Origin of the sequence: Lacrimispora sinapis, assembly GCF_043633585.1 — a bacterium.
Lineage (GTDB): Bacteria > Bacillota > Clostridia > Lachnospirales > Lachnospiraceae > Lacrimispora > Lacrimispora sinapis.
In genome coordinates, this window is sequence record NZ_CP141832.1 from 3,721,410 (window position 1) to 3,746,970 (window position 25,561).

A 25,561-nucleotide genomic window follows, 5' to 3' on the forward strand; every position below is an offset into this window, starting at 1 on the left:
GTGAACATATTTTATATATTATGGAGTCAAATGTAAACCATTAATATATTTTAAGTTGACATTTAATATTGCCTATGATAACATTCCAGTAGATTTTTAGACTTTGTTAAAGGAGCAAACAACCATGAAAGATGCACAATCCATAAAAGCCAAGCCAAAGAATGCAGTCAAACGTCCGGTCAATACCAAAGATCTGGCCATTGCCGGAATGTTTGCTGCCGTGCTCGCTGTAATTTCCCAGATCTCCATTCCCATGCCCACAGGCGTTCCGATTACCATACAGATTTTTGGTGTCGCTCTTGTGGGAGTCATTCTTGGATGGAGACTTGGTGTTTTAGCAACTGTGGTATATATCGTTCTGGGTGCCGTCGGTCTTCCCATCTTTGCAAATTTCCGGGGTGGAATCCAAATGATTTTCGGTCTGACCGGAGGTTACATATGGGCATGGCCAATTATGATATTTTTCTGCGGATTGAAACCCAAAACTCCCATTAAGGCCCTGAACACCTTACTTTTATTTTTACTGCCTGTTCTTGGCACCATAATCAATGAACTAATCGGAGGCCTCCAATGGGCGGCATTATCGGGAGATATGTCCGTATATGGCGTATTCACTTACTCCATGGTGGCATTTGTACCAAAAGACGTACTTCTTACGGTCATGGCAGTAATCCTTGGTCTGCCGATACGAAAGGTCATTCAAAAACAGCTCTAATAATATAGAGGAAGCCGTATTTTCCCTGCCGGCTTCCTTTTATTTTTGTTATTTTCCCCTGGTCCGCTTGACAGGAAAGAGTTATGAACTTAAAATAGGTTCCATGCTATAAAATTTACAATACTAACAAAAAGAAGGTTTTTTCATGATACAGGATATATTCCCACACGAATTCCGAAATGAATTTCAAGTAAAGACCCCAGGAAATGACAGTTATTTTCTATATTTTCTGGATGAAAGTCTTATGCTTTGCAAACACAATACAAAACTGATTCCTCAGTTTGAAGACCTTGGCTCAATGGGCCAGGAAGCAATGTCCCATAGTGACTTTCTCTTTTCCATTGATGAGATGGATTTCTACCTGGTGGACGAGTCCTGTGTCAGGCTGGAAGAAACAGATACATTAAAATTATATAAGACCGGCATCATCAGGGAATTAAAACCCATGTGGGTCTCTTTTGCAGCGGTTTCGGCCCAACAGCTTCACCGCTTCTATACCTCCAACCGGTTCTGCGGCTGCTGCGGCTCTTCCACGATGAAAAGCAAAAAAGAACGGGCGGCTGTCTGCACCACCTGCGGCAACACAATTTACCCTAAGATTTCCCCGGCTGTCATCGTTGGGATTACACATGAAGGAAAGCTTCTGTTGACCAAATATGCGGGCAGAGAATATACCCGTTATGCCCTAGTCGCCGGTTACACCGAGTTTGGTGAAACGCTGGAAGACACGGTAAAACGGGAAGTCATGGAGGAAGTGGGGGTCCGGGTAAAAAATATCCGTTACTACAAAAACCAGCCATGGGGCTTCAGCGATTCCATTTTAGTGGGATATTGGGCAGAACTGGAGGGTTCTCCACAAATTCATTTAGATGAAACAGAATTATCCACAGCCGTCTGGATGGCACCAGAGGATATCCCCGATGATTTCACCAATTTGAGCCTGACACATGAAATGATCCTGCTATTTAAAGAAGGAAAAGTGAAATAAGCATATAACACAGAATGCGCCTTGAAAGCAATGATTTGCTTTATCAAGACGCATTCTCTACGTTATTTATGAATTTATGAAATTTAGATTTCCCTATGATACCCCTTTGTAAAAAGTTGCATATCCGTTTGATACCATAATCCCCTTTCCAGGGATCTGAACCGCTACAAGAATCATGTTCATCAAATCCACACACGCCCCGCCTGCATTCAGTACACTTAAAAATATCAAATACCAGCTCCATCTTCCAGCTGTCCACATTAGAAACGGAAATACAAAGGACAGCATAAAAAGCGGCATGACAGACACAAGAAGAAATCTTTCCTTAGATAGCTTCTCTTCTGAGTACACAAATCCGAACAACCCGTTAAAGCCCCAATATGTTTTTTCAGACTCCCATACTTTAGGTATAAAAACGGCATGAATGGCTTCATGGACCAGCGTATAAGCCAATATACCAGCCAGATACCGTATCATCTTTAAATCCACGGTAATATCCAATAGAATGCCTCCCTCATCCAGAAAAACAAACATGGAGGGATCGAGAAAATAACACCAGATTTCGTTTAAAACCATCAGTAAAACAGACAATGGAAGTGACAATCCCATCGGCACTCCTATTGATTTCGGTTCTTTCATTCTTTGAAAACCATATGACAGTCATTCCCTGGTTCTGGCCTGATCTTCCATTGGAATTTTTTTAATATATTTCATTAAACTTTATTTTACGTGCTTTATAATATATTTTATTGTCTCTATTTTAAACAAGGCACATATCTCTACATGCCTTGTTTTTTTACATATATCTTAACACCTTGAATTTTCTTCTATATATAATTTTATTTCAATACTGAATTCTCCAACTTTTGCAGAAATTTCTTCCGCTTCTCCTGAGCTCCTTTAGAAACATCCCCGCAGTAGATCCACTTGGCATTTTTAATTCCTACGCTTTTTAATGTAGTATTGATAAATGTTTTCTGAATTAGATTACCTGCAAAAAATTTTAAATACCAACGAGGAGATTGGCCTGTTGTTATCACTTTGGCAGATTTAATATTGGTTAATTGCCCCTTTAATCCTGCACTTGTTTCTATATATGCGAAATTTTTCAACATAACTTTATCGATGAAACCTTTAAGGATTGCAGGTGTATCGTACCACCAAAGGGGAAATAAAAAAATAATTTCATCTGTTTTTCTTAATATGCTTTGATATTTTGTTACCAAAGGGTCCTTATGTTGTCCTCTTGAATACAAAGCCAACTCCTCTTCGGTCATAACAGGATTAAAGTTCTCTTTATTTAAATCAATTACCTGATATTCCTTTTTCTCTTTCACTAAGACACTTATTATCTTATCCAGTATAGCCTTATTAAAACTTCCGTGCCATGGATGCGCGAATACAATTGTTACCATATTAAAACACCTCTCTATTAATATTTTATAATTTCTGTCCCTAATCTATAGGCAGTTTGTTTAGATTGCTCATTTTTAGAAACCTCTACCTCATATGTGCTCACATTAAAGTTTTGTATAAACTTCATCCCAAGATATTGGGAAAGCATAGCGATGGATTGAGTAATATTGGGGACCCCTGCATTGAGTTCATTGCTATCTCCATAGGTAGTTAACAATACAACTTTTTTATTTAATAAAGTATTATAATCCACTGCATGCAACCGGTCTAAAAAAGTTTTTAACTGTCCAGACATATTAAAAACATAAACGGGAGTAGCAAAAACTAAAACATCAGCTTTTTCAACACTTTTATAAATATTCTGCATATCATCCTTTATTACACACGGACTTTTACTGCTTTTCTGGCAGGCATTGCAACCTCTACAATACTGTATGTTTTTTGATTGGAGAAAAATTGTTTCTACTTGTGGTGAAGGATTTAAATCCTCTGCACCTTTTAAATATTCTTTCAATAAAATAGCTGTATTGCCTTTATTTCGTGGGCTTGCTAAAATGGATAGTATGTTCATAATTACTCCTTTCTTTCATTTAACTTGGTGATAATACGATACTTTAGTGCACACATATGCACATTATAGTATTTTTAAAAAGGCAATCTTGCCTTTTTAAATTTCATTGCTGTATTAATTCTTTTAAATTACTTGCTGTTAATTCAAATTTTTCAAGAATATATTTATCGTTCAATTCATAAAAAACATTCCTATTCTTTTTAATCTTATTAACTATCTCATATCTGTACATTAAATCCAAGTGTCTTGAAATAACGGAACGATGCTGTGTGAAATTATCAGAGATATCTTTGATATTCTTAGTGCCGTTTATAGCCAAGTATTTCATAATATCACATCGTACCGGATCAAACAAAGTCTTAAAAAATTCAAAATCAATGCTTTCTTCTATTTCTTTGGTACATTCTAAAATCAAATTATTATTATTCATATTTATCACCTTGATTACATTATATATGCACACACATGCATTTGTCAACAGTTTTTATTGATATAAAATAAAAAGACCGCCTGCAACTGCAGAACGGCCTTCTTACTCTATCTTATTTTATTTACCATAGTAAGCTTTTAAATACATTTCCTTAATCTCACTGAACAGAGGATATCTTGGGTTTGCACCGGTACACTGATCATCAAATGCATTTTCAACCATTTCATCAAGAGTCTCTAAGAAGTATTTCTCATCTACCCCATAATCCTTAATGGTAGCCTTGATTCCCACTGCTTTTTTCAGTTCCTCAATCTTAACAAGGAATTTTTTAAATACATCGGCATCATCTTTTCCTTCTACCCCGCAGAAGCGTGCACATTCCGCATATCTTGCCAGTGTATGAGGATACTGGTACTGGGAGAAGGTTCCCATCTTAGCCGGTGCTTCCGAAGCGTTAAATTCCATTACCAGAGTAATCAAGAGGGCATTTGCCACACCATGAGGAATGTGATGGTATGCACCTAATTTATGGGCCATGGAATGACATACTCCCAAGAAGGCGTTATTAAAGGACATACCTGCCATACAGGAGGCGTCTGCCATCTTGCATCTTGCCTCTACATTAGTACCGTCATTGTAAGCGGTCGGCAGATATTCAAATACGTTCTTCATCGCCTTCAAAGCCAGACCATCGGTGTAATCCGAAGCCATAATGGAAGCATAAGCCTCTAATGCATGAGTCAGAACATCAATACCGGAAGCACTGGTTAAGCCCTTTGGCTGGCTCATCATGTTGTCTGCGTCAACGATGGACATATTTGGCATCAGCTGATAATCTGCAAGAGGATATTTAACCCCTGTTTCCTGATCTGTGATAACCGCAAAGGAAGTCACCTCGGAACCGGTACCGGAAGAGGTAGGAATGGCTACAAAGTAAGCCTTTTCTCCCATTTTCGGGAAGGTATAAACCCTCTTTCTAATATCCATAAAACGCATTGCCATATCCTGGAAGTCAACCTCCGGATGCTCATACATCACCCACATGATCTTGCCTGCATCCATGGCGGAACCGCCGCCCAGTGCAATGATGGTATCTGGCTGGAATGCTCTCATGGCAGCTGCACCTGCCTGTGCATTGGCAAGGGTCGGATCTGGCTGAACATCGGAAAATACAGTGTAAACAATGCCCATTTCGTTTAATTTATCTGTGATCGGCTTGGTATAGCCATTCATATAAAGGAAAGAGTCCGTAACAACAAACGCTCTCTTTTTGTTATATACAGCTTTTAATTCGCTCAGTGCTACTGGCATACAGCCTTTTTTAAAGTAAACCTTCTCCGGATTTCTGAACCACAGCATGTTCTCTCTCCTCTCTGCAACGGTCTTGATATTGAGCAGATGTTTCACGCCAACATTTTCAGAAACAGAGTTTCCGCCCCAGGAACCGCAGCCCAGAGTCAAGGATGGCTGTAATTTAAAGTTATAAAGATCACCGATACCGCCGTGAGAAGACGGTGTATTGATCAGGATTCGGCAGGTCTTCATCGCCGCTGCATGTTTTGTTATCTTTTCCTGTTCATTTACATTCACATACAAAGAAGCGGTATGGCCGTAGCCGCCGTCAGCAACCAGCTGCTCTGCCTTTTCAATGGCCTCATCAAAGGTTTTTGCCTTATACATTGCAAGAACCGGAGAAAGCTTCTCATGGGCAAATTCTTCTTCAATATGAACGTTTTCCACTTCACCAATAAGGATCTTTGTGGATTCCGGTACATCAACTCCTGCAAGCTTTGCTATGGTATGAGCCTTTTGTCCAACGATCTTTGCATTCAGTGCGCCGTTGATGATAATGGTCTTACGAACCTTATCAAGCTCTTCGCCCTTTAAGAAATAACATCCGCGAACCGCAAATTCTTTTTTCACAGCTTCATAAACCTTCTCAAGAACCGTTACAGACTGCTCTGAAGCACAGATCATACCATTATCAAATGTTTTAGAATGAATGATAGAGTTTACTGCCATCTTTACATCAGCCGTATCGTCAATGATAACAGGGGTATTGCCTGCACCAACGCCCAGTGCCGGTTTGCCGGAAGAATAAGCCGCTTTTACCATACCAGGGCCACCTGTTGCCAGAATGATGTCCGCACCCTTCATAACCTCATTGGTCAGCTCCAGGGAAGGAACGTCAATCCAGCCGATGATGCCTTCCGGTGCACCAGCTTTTACTGCCGCGTCAAGAACCACTTTCGCTGCCGCAATGGTAGAATTCTTTGCACGTGGATGAGGAGAAATAATAATGGCATTTCTGGTCTTCAAGCAGATGAGTGTCTTGAAGATTGCAGTAGAAGTCGGGTTTGTGGTGGGAATAACTGCGGCCACAAGACCAATTGGCTCTGCAATTTTTTTGATGCCGTAAGCTTTATCTTCTTCAATGACACCACAGGTCTTAGTATCCTTATAAGCATTATAAATATATTCCGCTGCATAGTTGTTTTTAATGACCTTATCTTCTACAACCCCCATGCCGGTTTCTTCCACCGCCATTTTTGCCAATGGAATTCTTAATTTGTTTGCTGCGCTTGCTGCTTCATAAAAAATCTTATCTACTTGTTCCTGTGTAAAGGTAGCAAATACTCTCTGCGCCTCTTTCATGGCTTCCATCTTTGCAATCAGGGAATCTACATTATCAATAAGCTCTGGGATTCTTACCTGTTCTTCTTTCTTTGCCATCTTAAATCTCCTCCAATTTTATGTGCTGATAAAAGGTTTGCCAAGTTCGATATTTTTTTAACGATCTATCGTAATTTCATTATATGTTATTGTTATTTTTTTGTCAATATGTTTTTGTATTATTTTTTTCTCTGAACGCTTTTACGGTTTTCTAATAGCAAGCCTTCTTCCTTATTTTAAAATTGCTGAATCAAGACTGATACTTTGAACTTTCACGAAAAAAATCCCTGGAGTGGGAAGAATCATAATAACTGTAAAACTATGAACGGATTTAAAAACTTGGCAATCCGTACCATGTATGTTATAGTTAGCCCTGGAACCATACTATTCTGTACAGACTCTGAAAATCATGAAAAATAGCTTAAAAGCTGGATTTTTATTGATATGATCTGACTATGGACGGTTTCAGAGAAAGATAAGGGGATTAAAGAAATATGAAAATTACAATTGGCATAGATCTTGGGGGCAGCACCACGAAAATTGTAGGATTTCAGGATCATAAATTAAAAATACCAACCTTTGTAAAGGCAGATAACCCCATCGCCTCTCTTTTTGGAGCGCTGGGAAAGTTTATTTACGATAATAACATCCAGTTGAATGAAATAGAAAAGATCATGCTTACAGGGGTGGGAAGTGCCTATGTGGAGCAGCCGCTGTACGGGATTCCTACTTTTAAAGTCGATGAATTTATTTCCAACGGGCTGGGAGGACAATATTTTACGGGGCTGAAGGACTTGATCGTGGTCAGTATGGGAACCGGGACCTCCCTTGTGCAGGTAAACGGTGACAAAATTGTTCACACCGGCGGCATTGGCATTGGGGGCGGAACCATTGTGGGACTTTCCAGCCTTTTATTAAAAACCCAGGACATTGCCCAGATCATGGACCTGGCAAGCAGAGGCAATTTAAGCAACATTGATCTTCAGATTCACGATATCTCAAAGAATGCTCTGCCTGGTCTTCCGCTTACTGCCACAGCCTCAAATTTTGGTAAAGTACGGAATCTGGTTTCCGAAGAAGACATTGCCATCGGAATCATCCATATGGTACTCCAGGTCATTGGAAAATCAGCGATTTTGTCTGCTTTAAACAGCAATATCAATGATTTCGTTATGACCGGAAATCTGGTTAAGTTTCCTCAATGCAAGGAGATCTTCCAGTCCCTGGAATCCATGTTTGATGTCCATTTCATCATCCCGGAACAGGCAGAATACAGCACTGCCATCGGTGCGGCGTTGACAGAAGAACGCCATATGGAAATGAAACAGGTCTTATAATTTCATTGTAACGACTTATATTACGGCCGCCGGTAAGAGTATTTACGGCCACTCTGCTTTTCTTCCACGATCTGAAACCACATCAAAATATCAATACATAAAAACAGGTGCAGCTTTTGCCGCACCTGTTTTTATGAGTGATATCCCAATGCTTGTTCCAAAGCATCTTTTTCTTCACTTCCAAGTAATACTTCTGTTTCTCCCCGGTCTACCTCTTTAATGTATACATAACACCCTTCTCTGCTATGAACAGAGTTTAAAACAAACCCGGTATTGGTGTAATCAAGCAATGCCATGGCAAAGCTCAAATTACCTCCCATTCCCTTAAATGCATTATATTTAACAAGCCCAAACTTTTGAAGGGCTCTTCTGTAATTTTTATTGGTATTGCGAAGGGAATCTTTATTGGCTCTGTCTTCTGATTTTAACTCTGCGATATCTTCCATCTGGCCCATAATAATATCTTCCAGGGTTTCTGCGTCTTTTCCCCTCATAAAATAATCGTATCTGCGATACAGCTTTCTCATCTGAATCAGACATATGATCACAATAATCATAAGTATGATGGTAATTACAGCCAATCCAATCATCAAATATGCAGGATCCATTGGCAGCTGACTCAATACACTGTTATCCATTCTTTCGTCCTCACTTCCATGATGTTACCTTATGGATTCTATTAACTCTACTATTCTTTCCAATTCTGCCTCAGAATAATACTCAATTTCAACTCTTCCTTTATTTTTATCCTTCCGGTTGATGCTGACTTTCGTACCCATAGCAGTTTTCATTCGATCTTCCAATTCACGGAATATAAAAGTTAAACTCTCATCCTCTTCTTTTTTTTCCTTTGGTTCCTTCTTTTTTGATAAAGATTTTACCAGTTTTTCAACCTCGCGTACACTTAAATTCTCTGCTACAATTTTTCCTGCAAGCTGGAACTGAAGTTCCTGATCCTCCACTGACAGAAGTGCTCTGGCATGACCGCCTGTGATCTGATTTTGAATCAACATTTCCTGAACCCGTTCATCAAGCTTTAACAATCGCATACTGTTGGTAATTGTAACACGGCTTTTCGCGACCCGGGCAGCAATTTCTTCCTGTTTTAAGCTGAATTCATGCATCAGCCGTTGATATGCCTTTGCTTCTTCAATTGGGTTTAAGTCTTCTCTTTGAACGTTTTCGATCAATGCAATTTCCATGGACTGCTGCTTTGTATATTCCCGGATAACCACCGGTACTTCTTTCAGTCCTGCAAGCTTTGCTGCTCTCCATCGGCGTTCTCCTGCTATGATCTCATAGTAATCCCCTCTTTTTTGCACCAAAAGAGGCTGCAGAACTCCATATTCCTTCATGGATTCCGCCAGTTCAAGAAGGGATTCTTCACGGAATTCCATTCTCGGCTGATCCCGGTTTGGCTCAATGGAAGATAATTTCAGAAACATTTCCCTTCCCGTTTCTAACTCCCGTACCTCTTCCTTTTTTGCCTCTTTATTGATTGAAGAGTCCACTTTTATTTGATTTTTCGACTCCTGTTCTTCCGCCGCTGACTCCATTACTTCATCTCCAAAAATTGCTCCAAGTCCTTTTCCTAAACCTGTTCTCTTTGCCATAGCTAGATCTCTTCTCCTCTGCTTATTACTTCGGCCGCCAGTAACCGGTAGCTTTCTGCTCCCGCTGATCTGGAATCGTACAAATTTATTGGCATTCCATGACTGGGTGCCTCTGCCAGTCTGACATTTCTGGGTATAATGGTTTTATAAATATTCTGGTTTAAATTATTTTTTACACTTTCCACAACTTCCAATGAAAGGTTTGTCCTTGCGTCGTACATGGTAAAGACCACTCCTTCCATCTCCAAAGAGGGATTGAGCTTCTTTTTTACCAAATTTACAGTTTTTAGCACCTGACTTAACCCTTCCAATGCATAATACTCACATTGAATTGGCACTAATACGGTGTTTGCAGCTGTTAAAGCATTGATTGTCAAAAGATTTAATGACGGTGGACAATCTATGATAATATAATCATAGTTTTTCTTTATTTTTTCAAGATATGTTTTAAGGAGGATTTCTTTGTTTTCAATTTCCAGTAACTCAATTTCTGCTCCAGCCAACTCTACATTTGATGGCAGCATATCCAAATTTTCCTGGACATTGGTAATTAGACAATCTTCAATTTCACATTCTCCTACCAGCAGATCATAGATGGTTCGATCCAAGGTGCTTTTTTCAATTCCGAGCCCGCTGGTTTCATTTCCCTGTGGGTCAAAATCCACAGCTAATACCTGTTGTCCTGATTCCGCAAGACAAGCAGATAGGTTAATCGCAGTAGTCGTTTTACCGACTCCGCCTTTCTGGTTTGCTATCGCAATGATTCTTCCCATTATTCATTTTCTCCTGTTAAAACATCCGGAAATTGCAGTTCAAACTAGAGTATAGCATATTTTATTTTTTTTTCCTATGGTTTCCTGTAAAAAAAATACATAATTTATAAAAAATGTTTCACGTGAAACATTTTTCCAAGTTTAAGAATAAATTAATATGTTTTCCGTTGTAAGTACATATTGATTATATTATAATAGGAAAAGATAAGTCTACTTTTAGGAGGGAAATAATGAAAACAAAGAACAAATTACTGACTCTTCTCATTCTATCTGCCAGTGCTGCTACTGCTACTGCTGTTATTAATAAATGCATTAAACTATCAGCGACCTCCAAGAATTTACTAGCCGATACAAAAGCTCACTGCTACAAATGGCGTTTTGGAAACATTCATTATACAAAAACCGGAACCGGAAAACCGCTTTTATTGATTCATGATTTGGCTGCTCATGCCAGCGGATACGAATGGAATCAAATGATAACTTCTTTAAAAGATCATTATACGGTTTATACCATTGATCTTTTGGGATGTGGCCGTTCTGAAAAGCCTGATCTCACTTACACCAACTATCTCTACGTGCAGATGATTTCGGATTTTATTAAATCAGAAATCGGACATCGGACCAATGTCATTGCTTCCGGGGCTTCTTCTGCTCTCGCAGTTATGGCATGCAACAATGCCCCGGAACTGTTTGACCAGATCATGCTGATTAATCCGGACAGTCTTCTCATGTGCAGTCAGATTCCTAACAAACACGGAAAACTGTATAAGTTTATTTTGGACCTGCCCATTATTGGCACTCTTCTGTATCATATCGCTACCAGTAAAAAGGCGATCAAAGAGGAATTTACCAGAGACTATTTTTCCAATCCATACTCTGTTAAAACATCACTCATTGATGCTTATTATGAATCCGCCCACTTGGGAGATTCTCCAAAATCTCTCTATGCCAGTGTAAAATGCAATTATACGAAATGTAATATCGTAAATGCACTGAAAAAAATCAACAACAGCATCTATATTGTAGGGGGAAGTGATATGGATCATATTGAAGATATAATACAAGAATATCAAAGATACAATCCAGCGATTGAAAGCTCATATGTTCCACATTCCAAATATCTTCCTCAGTTGGAAAATCCTTCCGAGCTGTTGCATATGATTCAGATGTTTTTTGTTTAGACGGATTAATACTTTTTGATTTTAGATTTGAAATTTATATGTGAGATTTATATGAGATTATTTCCAGGGTTTTTAATGATTTATAAAGAAAGTTTATGGGCAGATCCTTATGGATCTCTTCATAAACTTTTTGTTTAGCTGCAAAACTTATTGAGCAAGATTTTTCTTTTGTGATACTTTCTTCTACTTTAAATTTATTTATATCTATATACTATTATTTCTATAAACTTATTACAAGCATTTAGCCTTGAATTATTAATAGAACAACTATACTCATTATATATAATTTTATATATATGTCTATGACATACTGCTTTTGACTTATTGCTCTTGACTTACTGCTATTAACTTATTGCTCTTGACTTACTGATCTGACTAACCTTTTCTGCATATTACACACTTTAAGATTTATCTTTCTTCTTAAACATATTTCTATGATTAAATATATATTTATGATCTATTTTATTACTCTATCTTACCACTTGACCTTACCACTCTACCTTACTACTTTATCTAATTTCTATATTCTACTACTTTGATTATTCTTCCAATATATTTTCCTAACTTATTTCTTCGATATTTCACAAGCATAGTTCGCCATATTTTTCTCTCGCCTTTTACATTGACTCATTTCATAAACTTTATCCCTATCTTCCCCCTCTTACTAACCTCACTAAAACTTATACTTTGATTTTTACATTTGCTATTTACTCTCACCCATTTCTCTGCCCTATTACTTTGACCTGTCACTCTAAACGATTTCATTTCTCTAGGTAATTGCTTTCATCTATGAAACTCTTTAAATTACTATAACCTATAACTCCAAACTACTGTTTTAATCCAACTATAAAACGAGTTGTTATGACTCTACATATAAACCACACCAATAGCCATCAACATATAAATGTAAATATATATAAATACTACATACAGATAACAAAAAAAATGTTTCACGTGAAACATCCATCTGTCAATGCGGAGCATATGCTCCCGGATGTTTCACGTGAAACATTTTATTTCAATGGTTCTTTTGTTGGCAATCCTGCTTTTCTCGGATATTTTTTTGAAGTTTCACTATTCTTGCGAATGGTCACCAAAGATCGCTCAGCGTCTGTACCTGGAAGTAGAAATGCTTCCACGCTTTCAACCTTTCCTCCCAGTAGAAATACCGCATGCTTTGCAGCATTTAACTCCTCTTCTATTTTGCCTGATTTATATGGAACAAATGCTCCTCCGACTTTTACAAAAGGCATACAATACTCTGACAAGGTGCTTAAATTGGCTACTGCTCTGGAAACGCAAAGATCGTATTTTTCCCGATGAAGGGGTTCCCGCCCCATATCTTCCGCTCTCCCGTGATTGGCTTGAATATCGTTCAATCCCAGTTGCTTGATCACTTCATTCAAAAACTTCACCCGTTTATTCAAAGAATCCATCAAAGTGATTTTTAATTCGGGAAATGCAATTTTTAATGGAATTCCAGGAAATCCAGCTCCGGTACCCACGTCAATGATTTTATATTCCTTTTCTCCCAAATCCTTTACCGCTTTGATCAATGATAAACTATCAACAAAATGTTTTGTTATGACTTCATCCATTTCAATAATAGCCGTCAGATTCATAAACTTGTTCCATTCTGTTAATAATTCATAGTATTTATAAAATTGTATTAATTGGTTTTCTTCCAATTTTATGGACAATACGTTTAATTCACTGGTAAACCGTTCTTTGAATCCATCCGTCATGATTCTGTTTCCTCTTCTTTCTTTTCCAGACTCTTCTGATGCCGATGCTGCTCCAAATGCACCAGCAACACAGAAATATCAGCCGGAGAAACGCCGGAGATTCTGGATGCCTGCCCGATGGACATTGGTTTATAAAGATTCAACTTCTGGACAGCCTCCCGTCTCAGACTTTTTACGGTGGCATAATCGAAATCTGCATCCAATTTTCTATTTTCCAGCTTCTTAAACTGGGATACCTGTTGTTTTTGCCTGCGGATATAGCCGTCGTATTTGATATTGATATCCACCTGCTGAATCACATCCCAGGGAAGTTGCGGTCTGTTTTTATCTATTTTAGTCAACATAACATAATTCAGTTCCGGTCTTCTCACAAGTTCTGCCAAAGTAGTTCCTGTTTTCAAAGGAGTGCTTCCATTCTCTTCCAAAAATTCCTGGACTTCCTTTGACGCACCGATATTGGTTGTTTCCAAACGTTTCATTTCCTTCTCAATGGACTGTTCCTTCCTAAGCAGCTTCTGATATTGCTCCTCTGAGATAAGCCCGATATCGTGTCCAATCTCCATCAGCCGAAGATCTGCATTATCCTGGCGAAGCAAAAGCCTGTATTCGGCTCTTGAGGTCATCATACGGTACGGCTCATGATTTTCCTTGGTAACAAGATCGTCAATCAGCACTCCGATATATGCCTGGGACCGATCCAGCACCTTGGCTTCTCTTCCAAGGACCTTCATGGCTGCATTGACCCCAGCCATAAAGCCCTGAACAGCCGCCTCCTCATAACCGGAGCTTCCGTTAAACTGGCCTCCGCTGAACAAACCGCTTACTGCCTTAAATTCCAGTGTTGCCTTCAGCTGATGGGAATTGATGCAGTCATACTCAATGGCATAAGCATTCCGGACAATTTTCACCTTCTCAAGGCCAGGAACCGTCCGGTACATGGCATACTGGACGTCCTCAGGCAAAGAACTTGACATACCGCCCAAATACATCTCGTTGGTATAAAGCCCCTCCGGTTCCACAAATACCTGGTGACGGTCTTTGTCCGGGAATTTCACCACCTTATCCTCAATGGATGGGCAGTATCTTGGTCCGGTTCCCTCAATGGCCCCGGAAAAGAGCGGAGAACGGTCCAGATTGCTCCGAATGATCCGGTGGGTTTCCTCATTGGTATACGTGAGCCAGCAGGATACCTGCTCCTTCTGTACGGACTCCGGGTCCGTAGAAAAGGAAAACGGAACGATACGCTTATCACCGAACTGCTCTTCCATCTTGGTAAAATCCACGCTTCTCTTATCTATCCTGGCAGGAGTACCTGTCTTAAAACGCACCATTTCGATTCCATGGGCTTTTAAAGAATCAGTCAGATGATTGGCTGCTTTCAGCCCGTTAGGGCCTGTATATTCACTTACATCACCATAGATGCATCTTGCATTCAAATAAGTACCTGTGGCCAGAACCGCAGCTTTACAGCGGTAAACCGCTCCGGAAAAGGTCTTGACCCCTGTAATGGCTCCATGTTCTGTGATGATTTCCGTAACCTCTGCCTGTCTTATGGTCAGATGCTCGGTATTTTCAAGGGTCCTTCTCATTTCTCTTGAATATTCCTGCTTGTCCGCCTGAGCGCGCAGCGAATGAACGGCAGGCCCTTTGGACTGATTTAGCATCTTGGACTGAATAAAGGTTTTATCTATATTTTTTCCCATCTCACCGCCAAGGGCGTCAAGCTCCCGGACCAGATGGCCTTTGGAGCTTCCGCCTACATTGGGATTGCAGGGCATCAGCGCAATGCTGTCTACACTTACGGTAAATACAATGGTCTCCAGGCCAAGTCTTGCACAGGCCAAAGCCGCTTCACAGCCCGCATGACCGGCACCGACGACCACTACATCATAAGACTCCTCTAAATACTGCATTTTATTCTCCCTTCTTCTTTCGAGCCCTTACCTCCGGGCATAAAGGTGTGCCTCCAGGGCACATTACTAACCCAACTCACTATTTTCCCATACAGAATTTACTGAATATTTCATTGACCAGATCATCTTCCACCGACTCACCGAGAATGGTTCCCAGCTGCTCATACGCATCCATTAAATCAATGGAATAGAAATCCTCTGGCATTCCATTCAGAACACTCTGCTCCACCATGGTAAGACTTTTCAATGCTTCTGAAAGTGCATTTTTATGCCTTACATTGGTAATGTAAACCTCATCATTAAAATCCAGTTTACCTTCATAAAACATGGATTTTATCTCCTGCTCCAGATCCTTGATCCCGGTCCGTTCCTTTGCGGAAATAGAGATCACCGGATGACCGGTCCGCTCCTTCAGCAGAGCTTTTGTTACCACGGAATTTAAGTCCATTTTATTTAAAAGAACAATTGCCTTTTTGTCTTTAATAACTGAAAAAATCTCTTCATCGTTTTCATTAAGAGGACAGGAACCATCCACCACGTATAGGATTAAGTCTGCCCGTTGGGCCGCGGCTTTCGCCTTTTCCACTCCGATTTTTTCCACCACATCTTTTGTATCACGGATTCCCGCCGTATCAATGATGTTAAGACTCAATTCCTCAAGACGGATCTGCTCCCTTAACGTGTCTCTGGTGGTTCCTGCAATATCGGTGACAATGGCACGCTCCTCTCCCACCAGAACATTCAAAAGAGACGATTTTCCTGCATTGGGCTTCCCCAATATAACGGTTTCGATTCCTTCTGAAAGGACTCTTCCGTTATCTGCAGACCGGATCAGCCCCTCCAGTTCCTTTTTTAACGGCGTAAGAGTCTCAAGAAGGGTTTCCTCATACCCATCCAGAGAAATGTGTTCCGGATCGTCAAGTGCCGATTCAATAAACGCAATATGGTAAATGATTGTTTCTCTCATTTTCTTAATACGCTTGGAAACGGCCCCCTCCAGCTGGCTGACGGAAGACTTCAGGGCATACTCATTTTTGGCGTTGATCACATCAATGACGGCCTCTGCCTGAGATAAATCCACTCTGCCGTTTAAAAAGGCTCTCTTCGTGAATTCACCTGGCTCCGCCGGCCTGGCACCATACTTTAACACCGTTTCCAGAATCTTTTTCGTCACCAGGACTCCGCCGTGACAGTCGATCTCAACCGTATCTTCCGCGGTATAGCTTCTCGGCCCCTTCATAATCAAAACCAAAACCTCATCCACCACTTCCTCCCCATCACAGATATAGCCGTAATGGATGGTATGGGATGGCTCCTTTGAAAGCTTTTTATCCGCATTTCCTTTTCCTTTAAATATTCTATCTATAATCTGAAATGACTCCTCGCCGCTGATTCTCACGATTCCGATCCCGGAACTTGACATCGCTGTAGCGATAGCCGCTATTGTATTCAACTTCATATTCATTCACCTTTTTATAAGGAAAAGGGTTGAGGTGCCTTCCGACAGCCCCAACCCCTCATTGTTATTTGACTATTTAACTCTTTCCTGATTCCGATCCTTTTTGGGATATTCCCGTTTTAAAGAAATTACAACATGTCTGAATGGTTCTTCCCCTTCACTTCTGGTAACAATGAGTTTGTCGTTTTGAAGTGCGGAATGGATGATCCTTCTTTCATAAGGATTCATAGGTTCCAGTGAAACAGAACGTTTGGTCCTTTTTACCTTGTAAGCAATGTTCTTAGAGAGTGTTTCCAGAGTTTCTCTTCTACGTTCTCTGTAATTTTCTGTATCCAGCTTCACCCGGATATAATCTTCGCTTTCTTTGTTTACAACAAGGCTTACCAGATACTGAAGAGAATCCAGAGTCTGTCCTCTTTTACCGATCAGGATTCCCATATCATCCCCTGACATAACAATGGAAAGTTCCCTGTCTCCTTCATCAAAAGAGACTTCCAGACGGACTTTCATATCCATGGCATCAAAAACCTCAGAAAGGAACTCAGACGCTTTGTCTGCCAGAGTCTCTTTTCTCTTTGCACGGATAACAGCCGGCTTTTGACCGATAAATCCCAGAATACCATTACTGCCCTTATCAACAATTTCATATTCCAGTTTGTCACTGGTTGTCTCTAACTCGATTAATGCCTTTGTAATCGCTTCATCAACGTTCTTTGCTGAAACTGTAATCATATCCATAGGTCACCCTCCTGTTATTTTTGCTTTTCGTTATACTTTTGGACCATTCTGGCCTTTGCTGAGATGCTGTTGGGATTGGATGTGTCTTTTTTATAATAATCATTGGAAGCCTTAATCTGCTCCCTTGTCTTTTCCAACTTTGCATTCACGTCAGCTTCTGCTTTTTGTGCAGATGCCTGAAGGTTCTTTAAATTAGCGGTTGCATTCTGGGAAACACGCTGAGGGGGAAGTCCCTTCTTAGCACGCTTCTTATTTGCCTTTTCAACATTATTCTTAATCATCTCATCCATGTCAATACGGTTTAAATACCGGTTGACTGCTAACTGCTGAAGGATCTGAAAAACGCTGGAGGCAATCCAGTAAATACCGATACCGGAAGCAAATGAAAAACAGAAGAACACTGACATCAGAGGCATGAATGTATTCATCATCTTCATGGACTGAGCCATGGTGTTGTTTTCATCTCCTGCTTTCTGAGTCTGATTCTGGTTTACCGTCATCAGCTTTGCACTGAACCACTGGCTGACACCGGCCAGAACAGGGATCAATATGGCTAAACTGAAATGAAAACCTCCTCCGCTTGGAAAAATAACACTGGAAGGGGTGGAAGCAAGATTGATTCCCAAAAATGAATTCATATGGGAAATCTGTTCCGCACTGGTTGCGATCACATCTTTGGCACTTGGGAACAAGTCCTGAAGCTGTCCCCACTGAGTCGGATTTAACTGATACAGAAAATCTACCATTCCATTGCTTGTGGACATATCATGGACTCTTGCTAAATTGATCTTGTTATTAACAGCAAATTGTTTCAGCGTTTCCACATGGTCCACGTTCAAAGAGCTGATGGCTGTCACAACATTTTCAAATACTCTCTTTACACTTGGCACGTAAGCAGGAATCTGATAGATAACCTGATAAAGAGCAAACAGAATGGGCATCTGAATGATCAGCTGTAAACATCCGCCTGTCATGGAAGTTCCATATTTCTCATAGACTGCCTGGATCTCTACGTTTTGTCTGCGCATGGATTCCTGGTCGGTCTTTCCTTTATACTTTGCCTGAATGGCTGTTATCTCCGGCTGCATAACGGCCATCAGTTTTGACGATTTCTGCTGTTTTAATGTCAGCGGAAACATAAGAAGCTTTGTTACAAGGGTAAATAAGATAATACACAAACCGATATTCTGGATTCCAAACATACTGGTCAGCTGAAACAGCCAATCCATGATAACTCCCAGAACAGTTGCAAACGGGCCCAGAATGCCCCCTACCTTAGTCAGTACTAAGAATTCCAATGAACTACCTCCTCATCTGTTACGGAACTGGATCATAACCGCCTTTTGCAAAAGGATTGCAGCGAAGTATTCTTTTGCAAGCCAAAAACGTACCTTTAAACACTCCATACTTATTCAGTGCCTCAATGGCGTATTGAGAACACGTAGGGGTGTAGATGCAGTGAGTTCTTATTTTAAGAGGGGACAGAAACTTCTGATATCCTCTGATCAATAAAATCATGATTTTTTTTACCATAAGATCACTTCGATTCTTTTTTTAAAATGTTATGAAGTCCGCACAAGTGCAGATATGCACTTTCGATTGTTTTGTAATTTTCTTCTTTTGCCGCTGCTCTCACAACGACCACGATGTCTAACCCGGCCTCTACCATGTCTTCATGAAGCCTGAAGCTTTCTCTGATTAATCTGGTTATGCGATGTCTCACAACGCTGTTTCCTACCTTCTTGCTGACGGAAATTCCGATTCTTGTTTCGGGCCTGTCCGTCTTTTTCACATACATCACAAGAAGTCTGTTGGCTAAGGACTTTCCACTCTGGTAAACAGCCTGAAAATCCTTATTTTTTTTAATCGAATTAAAATGTTTCATAATTGTCTTTCCTTTTCCGTTTATCTGGAATTTGAGAAAAGAAAAGGCCACAATTACTTGCGGCCTGGTCCATTAAGCTGATAATTTTGCTCTTCCTTTTGCTCTTCTGGCAGCTATTACTTTTCTTCCGCCTGGAGTGCTCATTCTGGCTCTGAAACCATGAACTTTGGATCTCTGTCTCTTCTTTGGCTGAAACGTCATCTTCATAATGTACGGACACCTCCTCTTGTTACAATAGCTTATCATAGGCAATATGATGAAACATATTGAGACTATTTTAGTTAAACATCGTTTCAATTATATAGAACAATATATGGTTCGTCAAGGGAAAAATGCAATTTTACTTGTATTTAAGCCGATTTCTGTAATATGATTTTACAGCTGGTTATGTTTTTTTCCAGCCTCATCCAATAATCTGCGTCTGTGATTACTAAAAATTAAGACAAACGCTTTTTTCTTTGGGGATTTCCTATGTTTCAACCCTGCGTCCTTTCCCATGAGGCAGAAAAACAGGAGTTCCAAACAGAGAATCTTTCATCATGTCACACTCAATCCCAAACACTTCCCGGACCATTTCTGTAGTCATCACCTCTTCCGGTGCTCCCTGCGCCATAACAGTCTGATCGGAAATCGCCACAATCTGATGTGCATAACGGCAGGCCAGGTTCAAATCGTGCAGCACCATTATAATGGTACAGTGTTCGCGGGCATTTAGCTCATACAGCAAATCAAGGATCTCGATCTGATGTGCTAAGTCTAAGTAGGTGGTCGGTTCATCAAGCAGAATAATGCCGGTATTCTGAGCCAGCGTCATTGCGATCCACGCCCTTTGGCGCTGTCCTCCTGACAAGGAATCCACGCTGCGGTCCATCAGTGCTGACATTCCCGTATCCTTCAGTGCCTTTTCCACCAGCCGTTCATCCTCTTTTGACCATTGGGACATAAAATTCTGATGGGGATATCGTCCCTGCCGTACCAGCTGCTTTACCGTCAGACCTTCCGGTGCGTGAGGGGACTGAGGCAGAATGGCCATCCGTTTTGCAACTTCCCTGGTGGACCACTTATGAATCTCTTTCCCCTCCAGCAAGACAGTTCCTTGTTCCGGCTTGATCAGACGGCTGACCGCACGTAAAAGAGTGGATTTGCCACAGCCGTTACGCCCCACAAATACGGTGATTTTGCCCGGCAAAATGGATAAATCCATCTCCTTGATGATCGTACAGTCACGGTAGGATAAGGTAAGCCCTTTTGTTTCGAGTGTTGTCATTGCCTTTTTCCTCCTTATTTATTGCGGTTACGAAACAGTAAGTAGATAAAAAACGGTGCGCCCACAGCAGCCGTCAACACACCAACCGGAATATCCTTGGGCAAAAACAGTGTCCTTGCCACAGTATCTGCCAGAAGGACCAGTATCCCTCCTGTAAAAGCCGATGCCGGAAGCACTGACTGCATGGACAGACCACAGAGCTTCCGCGCTATATGAGGGCCAATCAAGCCTACAAATCCAACCGCTCCGGCAACTGCCACCGAGGAGGCAGAGAGAGCCACACTAATAAAAATCAGTACCGCCCGATGACGCTGGACCGGGGAACCCAGAGCCGCTGCTATATCATCCCCCATTTCCTGCAGAGCCAGATGTCTGCTATATAAAAATGCAATGGGAAAAAGAACAGCGGTCCATGGAAGCAATGTAAAAATGTTTCTCCAGGAGGACCCATATACACTTCCTGTCATCCATACATAAGCCTTGCTCGCCGAGGCACTTGGACTAATGGTGATCATAAATGTCGTCAACGCACCGGTAACGGCTGAAATTCCGATACCGATCAATACCATGCGGGTAGGTCTGATACCCTGATTCCATGCCAGTACATAAATCAAAAAAGACACTCCTCCTGCGCCGCACAGGGCCGCAACAGGCAGCCAATGGATGCTGATCTTTCCCGAAAAAACAGTCAGAAATAATATTGCGGCAAAAGAAGCACCATTGGAAATTCCAATAATATCCGGGGAGGCAAGAGGATTGCGAATTATTCCCTGTAATATGGCTCCTGCAACGCTCAGGGAAGCTCCCGCAAGCACTGCAACAAGAATCCGCGGCAGCCTCATTTCCATAATGACCAGCCATGCATAGGAATTCTCTCCCCTGACAGCCTCATATAAATCAGTCAGGGAAAACCACTGACTCCCCGCAGCCAGACTCACTCCAATCAGAACAAGAAGGACAAGCAACAGCCCTAAAAGGACTTGAATGTTACGGGTATCATATAAAAAAGTGATTTTTTCCTGTTTACTCCGAAATATACGTTCCATTATGAACCTCCTTCCTTAAAATGCAGTTCTTTTTTGGCGGTATAGACAAAGAACGGTGCCCCGATCAAAGCTGTCATAATGCCGATAGGTACTTCTCCGGGCATAATGACATAGCGCACTGCCACATCTGCAAGCAAAACCAGAATGGCACCCAAAAGGGCACTGTAAGGTATTACCCACCGGTAGTCCGTTCCCACCAAAAAACGGGCCATATGAGGCATTACTAGTCCTACAAAGCCAATAGCCCCCGCAACAGATACGGAACTCCCTGCAAGCGCAACAATCACAACGGCACAGATCAATTTCACGGCCATCGTATTCTGTCCAAGTCCTTTGGCAATGTCTTCCCCTGAAATCAAAATATTAATGGGACCAGCTAACAGTTGCGCTGCCGTCAACCCCAGCAACAGATAAGGAAGAACTATTTTTAACTGCTCCAGCTCCCTCCCTGCAATTGATCCGGAAAGCCAGAAAAGAACGTCCTGAAGTCCCGCTTCATTCAACACTAACATCCCCTGAGTAAAAGAAGAAAATAAAGCGGATATAGCAGTACCGCCCAATACGATTTTAACCGGGGTAAGTCCGTCCCTGCCTAAGGAACCAAGTCCGAAAACAGCCGCCGCTGAAACTGCTGAACCGAAAAAAGCAACCCAGATCAAAAGATTCATGGATTTCACATTTCCCATATTCAAAGCTGCCACTATAAAAAATACGGCACCGGAATTGATTCCTAATAAGCTTGGAGAGGCAAGGGGATTGCGGGTAAGCGCCTGAGTCAAAGTGCCTGCCACCGCCAAAGCTGCTCCCACCAATAAGGCGATCACAGCACGGGGAAGTCTTGTGGTCCGGATGATCATCTGATCCATTGCACTGCTGTCATAAGCAAACAAAGCCTTCCACACGGAATCCGACGGCAGCCTGGTACTTCCCAGCCATAGATTGAAAAAAAAGGCGGCAGCCAGAAACAGACAGCCAATCAAAAGGCCCGTCCCACGCCGCCAGGTTTTACTTAACAACAAAATCACACCACTTTCCTAACATTTGATCCGGGCAGTCATAACCACCCGGATCTGTTTTTATTTTGAAGACTGAATATTAAAATATCGGTATAAATCATCTAACATTAAGGAAGCTGCAAGAGGCCCGGAGCCATTGTTCCAAACCGCCGTGTTTACCAAATAGATCCGGTTGGTCTGCGCGGCTTTTAAATTTTTAAAAAGAGGATGCTCCATCCAGGAAGTGCGCAGATCCACCCGTCCGTCGTCCCGGTCCATACTGGTCTGGTCAAAGATAATATCCGCATCCATCTGAGGAATACTTTCTTTTGTTGTCAGCTTCACTCCCCATTCTTCTCCCTTTTGGTTCTCCGGTCTCTTTATTCCCAGTTCATCAAGTACCAAAGCGGCAAATCCGGAGTAAACAATTCTTGCATGATCTGAGCGGAAATCTATAATAGCAACCGTTTTTTGTTGAAGCTCCTCTCCCGCATCTTTCTTAAATTTTGCAACCTTTTGGTCCCACTCCTTTAAAAAAGCTTCTTCTTTTTCCTGCTTATTAAGGGCTTCTGCCGTCAAATGAAGCGTATCCTTCCAAATATGCACCTCTTCCGTCATCACAGTTGGTGCGATTGCAGAAAGCTGTTCACTGATTTTTTCATGGCGGGTTTTTGAAGCAATAATCAGATCCGGCTTTAATCCTGCAATCATTTCCAGATTCGGTTGGTTTTCATCACCAAGATTTACAACTCCATCCATTTGACTGCGTATATATTCGTACCACGGCTTTTCAATCCAGGACTCCACAGCACCCACAGGCTTAACTCCCAGAGTCAAAGATGCATCCGTAGCTCCCTGAAACAGCGTAACCACGCGCAAAGGTGTTCCCTTAATTTCAGTTTCTCCCATGGCGTGGGAAATTGTACGGACCTCCTCCTTTTCCGCTGCTACAGAGGTGCTTTCCTTCTCCGCAGACTGACCACATGCCGTCAGCATGGAGGCAGCCAGCAGGATTCCCAGGAAAGTCTTACCAGTTCTTTTTAAGTTCCACATAAATTTATCTCTCCTTCGACGAATTTTTACTTTTTATTTTCCTTGTTCATTATAAAAAAGAAAGATTTGGTTGAACATGTAGAAATCTGACATTGATATGTACATTTCTGACATTTTCCGTATTTCCTAAACAAAACTCTTTTTTACAATCGTCAGCAGAGATTTTTTTGTACACATTCCAGCAACCGTTCATGGGACCAGGCATTATAGCTGGTACAAAGATGTCCGCTCTCCAGAAGACAAAGTACCTTTCCCTGTGCCACAGCAGGAAACTGATTCCACACAAAGCTGGTTTCCAATCTGTTTAGTCTCCGAACCATGCTTTGAGTTGTTTTGGGGCTTCCGTCGTTCTGGACACTGAACAATATCATCCGCTCCACCTGGTAGGATGACAATTCCTGCAAAGATACCGGTATGTAATGGGCAATCCTGTCTACCCCTTCAGGCATCTGCATTTCCAGGTCTCCATATAACACTTCTCCAAGATTACGCCTTCCAAAAATGTACAATTGTCCGTAACCATCCATTCCGACCAGCAAAACACGCTCAGAGCCTATTTTTTTGCGGACCGCTCGCCGTATTTTTTGGACCTTGTCCTCATACCGCTCCATGAAGCGGAGTGCCTCCGGCTGTCTTCCGATGACTCTGGAGATTTCCTTCAGCTGGTGTCTCCAGTCCTGCCAGAAATCCAGCATCAGAGTGGGAGCAATCTGATCCAATTGCTGTAACCGGGAAGAAATGGCCTCATCCCGGTTACAACGCATGAGGATCATTTCCGGTTTTACATCAAGGAGCCTGTCCATATCAGGCAGAAACTGCCCCACGGACCGAACCTCTTTCAAATTGTTCCCCGCCTGAAACGCATTGTTTAAGACCGCAGCATAAGGAGTAATACCAAGAGCAAGCAAGTGCCCCGTAGTGAGGTGATTCAGTGATGCAATTCTTTCGCCCTGTTTCAGCCGCTTCATATAAGCAACCGGAGAAATCCCCATCCGCTCCTTGAATTTACGGCTAAAATAAAATTCATCATTGAACCCAAGATCATAGGCAATCCTTTTTGAAGATTCATTGCTATGAAGAAGCCTGCTCTTGGCGTGATACACCCTAAGATTTGTAAGATAGCGGATAGGACTTTCCTTATAATACTGTTTAAAAGCTCTGGAATAATAATCCGGATGAAGACCTGCCACAGCCGCCAGCTGATCTCTGGTAACCGGCTCTCTATAATGCTCCTTCATATATTCTATACTTGCCAGTAAACGTTCCTCAGTCGTAACCCTTTGCTGCAGGTCTTCCTCTTCCGGCTGAAAAAGCTGTGCGAGAAGTGTATACAACCGGGACTGGGCCTGCAGATAGTCTCCCGGCCGCCTGCTTCCTGCAAGAAGCTTCAGCTCCTTCATCTGCTTGATTCCTGTTTCCCTGTTCAGGAGGGTACACCCCCATAACCGGTTAGAAAAATCGTTTTCCACTCCCCCTAACCGGTTGGTTCGCAACCACTGAAATGTCAGCCGGCAGCCGGCAGCCTTTGCATCCGGAGACAATTTAATCCCGCAGGCACGAAAACTGGAGGCGCCGATCATGAGTCCCGGACACAGCCTTACTGTTTTATCACAGATCTGAAGGGAACCTGAGGCATCATTTAAGAATAAAACAGAAGAAGTATTTTCATCTTTTAACGCAGATTCCAGGCTGAGAAAAGAACTTACCTTTAAAAGCTTAAATGTATAGGATTCAATAACATCCGTATTCTCTATATTTGTCAT

25 protein-coding genes are annotated in these 25,561 nt (G+C 41.6%); 4 read left to right on the forward strand and 21 right to left on the reverse strand.

The genetic code is table 11. The features are described from left to right. Positions 1-124: 124 nt before the first annotated feature. A complete protein-coding gene (locus tag VIG27_RS17590) occupies positions 125-715 on the forward strand; it encodes a biotin transporter BioY (protein ID WP_394524023.1) in 591 nt (196 codons plus the stop codon). A gap of 145 nt (positions 716-860) precedes the next feature. Continuing rightward, on the forward strand, positions 861-1,703 hold the full coding sequence (nudC, locus tag VIG27_RS17595) for an NAD(+) diphosphatase (RefSeq protein ID WP_394524024.1): 843 nt from the start codon (positions 861-863) through the stop codon (positions 1,701-1,703). A 93-nt stretch (positions 1,704-1,796) separates the two neighbouring features. Here nudC and VIG27_RS17600 read toward each other — a convergent pair whose 3' ends face one another. The 5 genes from VIG27_RS17600 to adhE form a co-directional block, all read right to left on the reverse strand. Further along, a complete protein-coding gene (locus VIG27_RS17600) occupies positions 1,797-2,312 on the reverse strand; it encodes a DUF3267 domain-containing protein (protein ID WP_394524025.1) in 516 nt (171 codons plus the stop codon). Positions 2,313-2,542: 230 nt separating this feature from the next. Continuing rightward, a complete protein-coding gene (locus tag VIG27_RS17605; RefSeq protein WP_394524026.1) occupies positions 2,543-3,118 on the reverse strand; it encodes an NAD(P)H-dependent oxidoreductase in 576 nt (191 codons plus the stop codon). 17 nt (positions 3,119-3,135) lie between these two features. After that, on the reverse strand, positions 3,136-3,690 hold the full coding sequence (locus VIG27_RS17610) for a flavodoxin family protein (protein WP_394524027.1): 555 nt from the start codon (positions 3,688-3,690) through the stop codon (positions 3,136-3,138). A gap of 103 nt (positions 3,691-3,793) precedes the next feature. Next, a complete protein-coding gene (locus tag VIG27_RS17615) occupies positions 3,794-4,120 on the reverse strand; it encodes an ArsR/SmtB family transcription factor (RefSeq protein WP_394524028.1) in 327 nt (108 codons plus the stop codon). A 117-nt stretch (positions 4,121-4,237) separates the two neighbouring features. Continuing rightward, entirely contained in the window at positions 4,238-6,853 is a 2,616-nt protein-coding gene (gene adhE / locus VIG27_RS17620; protein ID WP_394524029.1) for a bifunctional acetaldehyde-CoA/alcohol dehydrogenase, read from the reverse strand. Positions 6,854-7,287: 434 nt separating this feature from the next. Between adhE and coaW the strand changes: the two genes are divergently transcribed. Next, positions 7,288-8,130: a type II pantothenate kinase gene (coaW, locus tag VIG27_RS17625; protein ID WP_394524030.1), complete on the forward strand. Its 843-nt coding sequence runs from the start codon at positions 7,288-7,290 to the stop codon at positions 8,128-8,130. Positions 8,131-8,261: 131 nt separating this feature from the next. On the opposite strand, the gene VIG27_RS17630 is transcribed toward coaW, so the two are convergent. The 3 genes from VIG27_RS17630 to VIG27_RS17640 are packed head-to-tail and all read right to left on the reverse strand — an operon-like array spanning position 8,262 to position 10,516. Then, the gene (locus tag VIG27_RS17630; protein WP_394524031.1) at positions 8,262-8,768 is read right to left on the reverse strand and encodes a DUF4446 family protein; all 507 of its coding nucleotides are present in this window, start codon (positions 8,766-8,768) and stop codon (positions 8,262-8,264) included. A 24-nt stretch (positions 8,769-8,792) separates the two neighbouring features. Next, positions 8,793-9,743, reverse strand: a complete 951-nt coding sequence (locus VIG27_RS17635) for a ParB/RepB/Spo0J family partition protein (RefSeq protein ID WP_394524032.1) — start codon at positions 9,741-9,743, stop codon at positions 8,793-8,795. A gap of 2 nt (positions 9,744-9,745) precedes the next feature. Then, a complete protein-coding gene (locus tag VIG27_RS17640) occupies positions 9,746-10,516 on the reverse strand; it encodes a ParA family protein (protein ID WP_394524033.1) in 771 nt (256 codons plus the stop codon). A 230-nt stretch (positions 10,517-10,746) separates the two neighbouring features. On the opposite strand from VIG27_RS17640, the gene VIG27_RS17645 reads away from it, so the two are divergent. Then, positions 10,747-11,697 (forward strand): alpha/beta fold hydrolase, encoded by a 951-nt coding sequence (locus VIG27_RS17645; protein WP_394524034.1) that lies wholly within the window; start codon positions 10,747-10,749, stop codon positions 11,695-11,697. Between the two features lie 1,013 nt (positions 11,698-12,710). Here the strand turns inward: VIG27_RS17645 and rsmG are convergent. The 13 genes from rsmG to VIG27_RS17710 form a co-directional block, all read right to left on the reverse strand. Next, a complete protein-coding gene (rsmG, locus tag VIG27_RS17650; RefSeq protein WP_394524038.1) occupies positions 12,711-13,442 on the reverse strand; it encodes a 16S rRNA (guanine(527)-N(7))-methyltransferase RsmG in 732 nt (243 codons plus the stop codon). After that, positions 13,439-15,355 carry a tRNA uridine-5-carboxymethylaminomethyl(34) synthesis enzyme MnmG gene (gene mnmG / locus VIG27_RS17655; protein ID WP_394524040.1) on the reverse strand — a complete coding sequence of 639 codons (1,917 nt, stop codon included), beginning with the start codon at positions 15,353-15,355 and terminating at the stop codon, positions 13,439-13,441. The genes rsmG and mnmG overlap by 4 nt, the downstream gene beginning before the upstream one ends. Before the next feature lie 79 nt (positions 15,356-15,434). After that, positions 15,435-16,814: a tRNA uridine-5-carboxymethylaminomethyl(34) synthesis GTPase MnmE gene (gene mnmE / locus VIG27_RS17660; protein ID WP_394524045.1), complete on the reverse strand. Its 1,380-nt coding sequence runs from the start codon at positions 16,812-16,814 to the stop codon at positions 15,435-15,437. A gap of 72 nt (positions 16,815-16,886) precedes the next feature. Beyond that, positions 16,887-17,552, reverse strand: coding sequence for an RNA-binding cell elongation regulator Jag/EloR (gene jag / locus VIG27_RS17665; RefSeq protein WP_394524047.1), 666 nt, complete (start codon positions 17,550-17,552; stop codon positions 16,887-16,889). A 14-nt stretch (positions 17,553-17,566) separates the two neighbouring features. Continuing rightward, complete coding sequence (locus VIG27_RS17670) at positions 17,567-18,850, reverse strand: YidC/Oxa1 family membrane protein insertase (protein ID WP_394524050.1); 1,284 nt, start codon at positions 18,848-18,850, stop codon at positions 17,567-17,569. Between the two features lie 19 nt (positions 18,851-18,869). After that, positions 18,870-19,085, reverse strand: coding sequence for a membrane protein insertion efficiency factor YidD (gene yidD / locus VIG27_RS17675; protein ID WP_394524057.1), 216 nt, complete (start codon positions 19,083-19,085; stop codon positions 18,870-18,872). 4 nt (positions 19,086-19,089) lie between these two features. Beyond that, positions 19,090-19,437 carry a ribonuclease P protein component gene (gene rnpA / locus VIG27_RS17680; protein WP_394524060.1) on the reverse strand — a complete coding sequence of 116 codons (348 nt, stop codon included), beginning with the start codon at positions 19,435-19,437 and terminating at the stop codon, positions 19,090-19,092. Positions 19,438-19,509: 72 nt separating this feature from the next. After that, positions 19,510-19,644 carry a 50S ribosomal protein L34 gene (rpmH, locus tag VIG27_RS17685; RefSeq protein WP_394524072.1) on the reverse strand — a complete coding sequence of 45 codons (135 nt, stop codon included), beginning with the start codon at positions 19,642-19,644 and terminating at the stop codon, positions 19,510-19,512. Positions 19,645-19,906: 262 nt separating this feature from the next. Further along, complete coding sequence (locus VIG27_RS17690; RefSeq protein ID WP_394524076.1) at positions 19,907-20,704, reverse strand: ABC transporter ATP-binding protein; 798 nt, start codon at positions 20,702-20,704, stop codon at positions 19,907-19,909. Between the two features lie 14 nt (positions 20,705-20,718). Next, positions 20,719-21,750, reverse strand: coding sequence for a FecCD family ABC transporter permease (locus tag VIG27_RS17695; RefSeq protein ID WP_394524078.1), 1,032 nt, complete (start codon positions 21,748-21,750; stop codon positions 20,719-20,721). Continuing rightward, the gene (locus VIG27_RS17700) at positions 21,750-22,775 is read right to left on the reverse strand and encodes a FecCD family ABC transporter permease (RefSeq protein ID WP_394524079.1); all 1,026 of its coding nucleotides are present in this window, start codon (positions 22,773-22,775) and stop codon (positions 21,750-21,752) included. Before VIG27_RS17700 ends, VIG27_RS17695 begins: the two co-directional genes overlap by 1 nt. 51 nt (positions 22,776-22,826) lie before the next feature. Continuing rightward, positions 22,827-23,798: an ABC transporter substrate-binding protein gene (locus VIG27_RS17705; RefSeq protein ID WP_394524080.1), complete on the reverse strand. Its 972-nt coding sequence runs from the start codon at positions 23,796-23,798 to the stop codon at positions 22,827-22,829. Between the two features lie 152 nt (positions 23,799-23,950). Continuing rightward, a complete protein-coding gene (locus VIG27_RS17710; RefSeq protein WP_394524082.1) occupies positions 23,951-25,561 on the reverse strand; it encodes a helix-turn-helix domain-containing protein in 1,611 nt (536 codons plus the stop codon).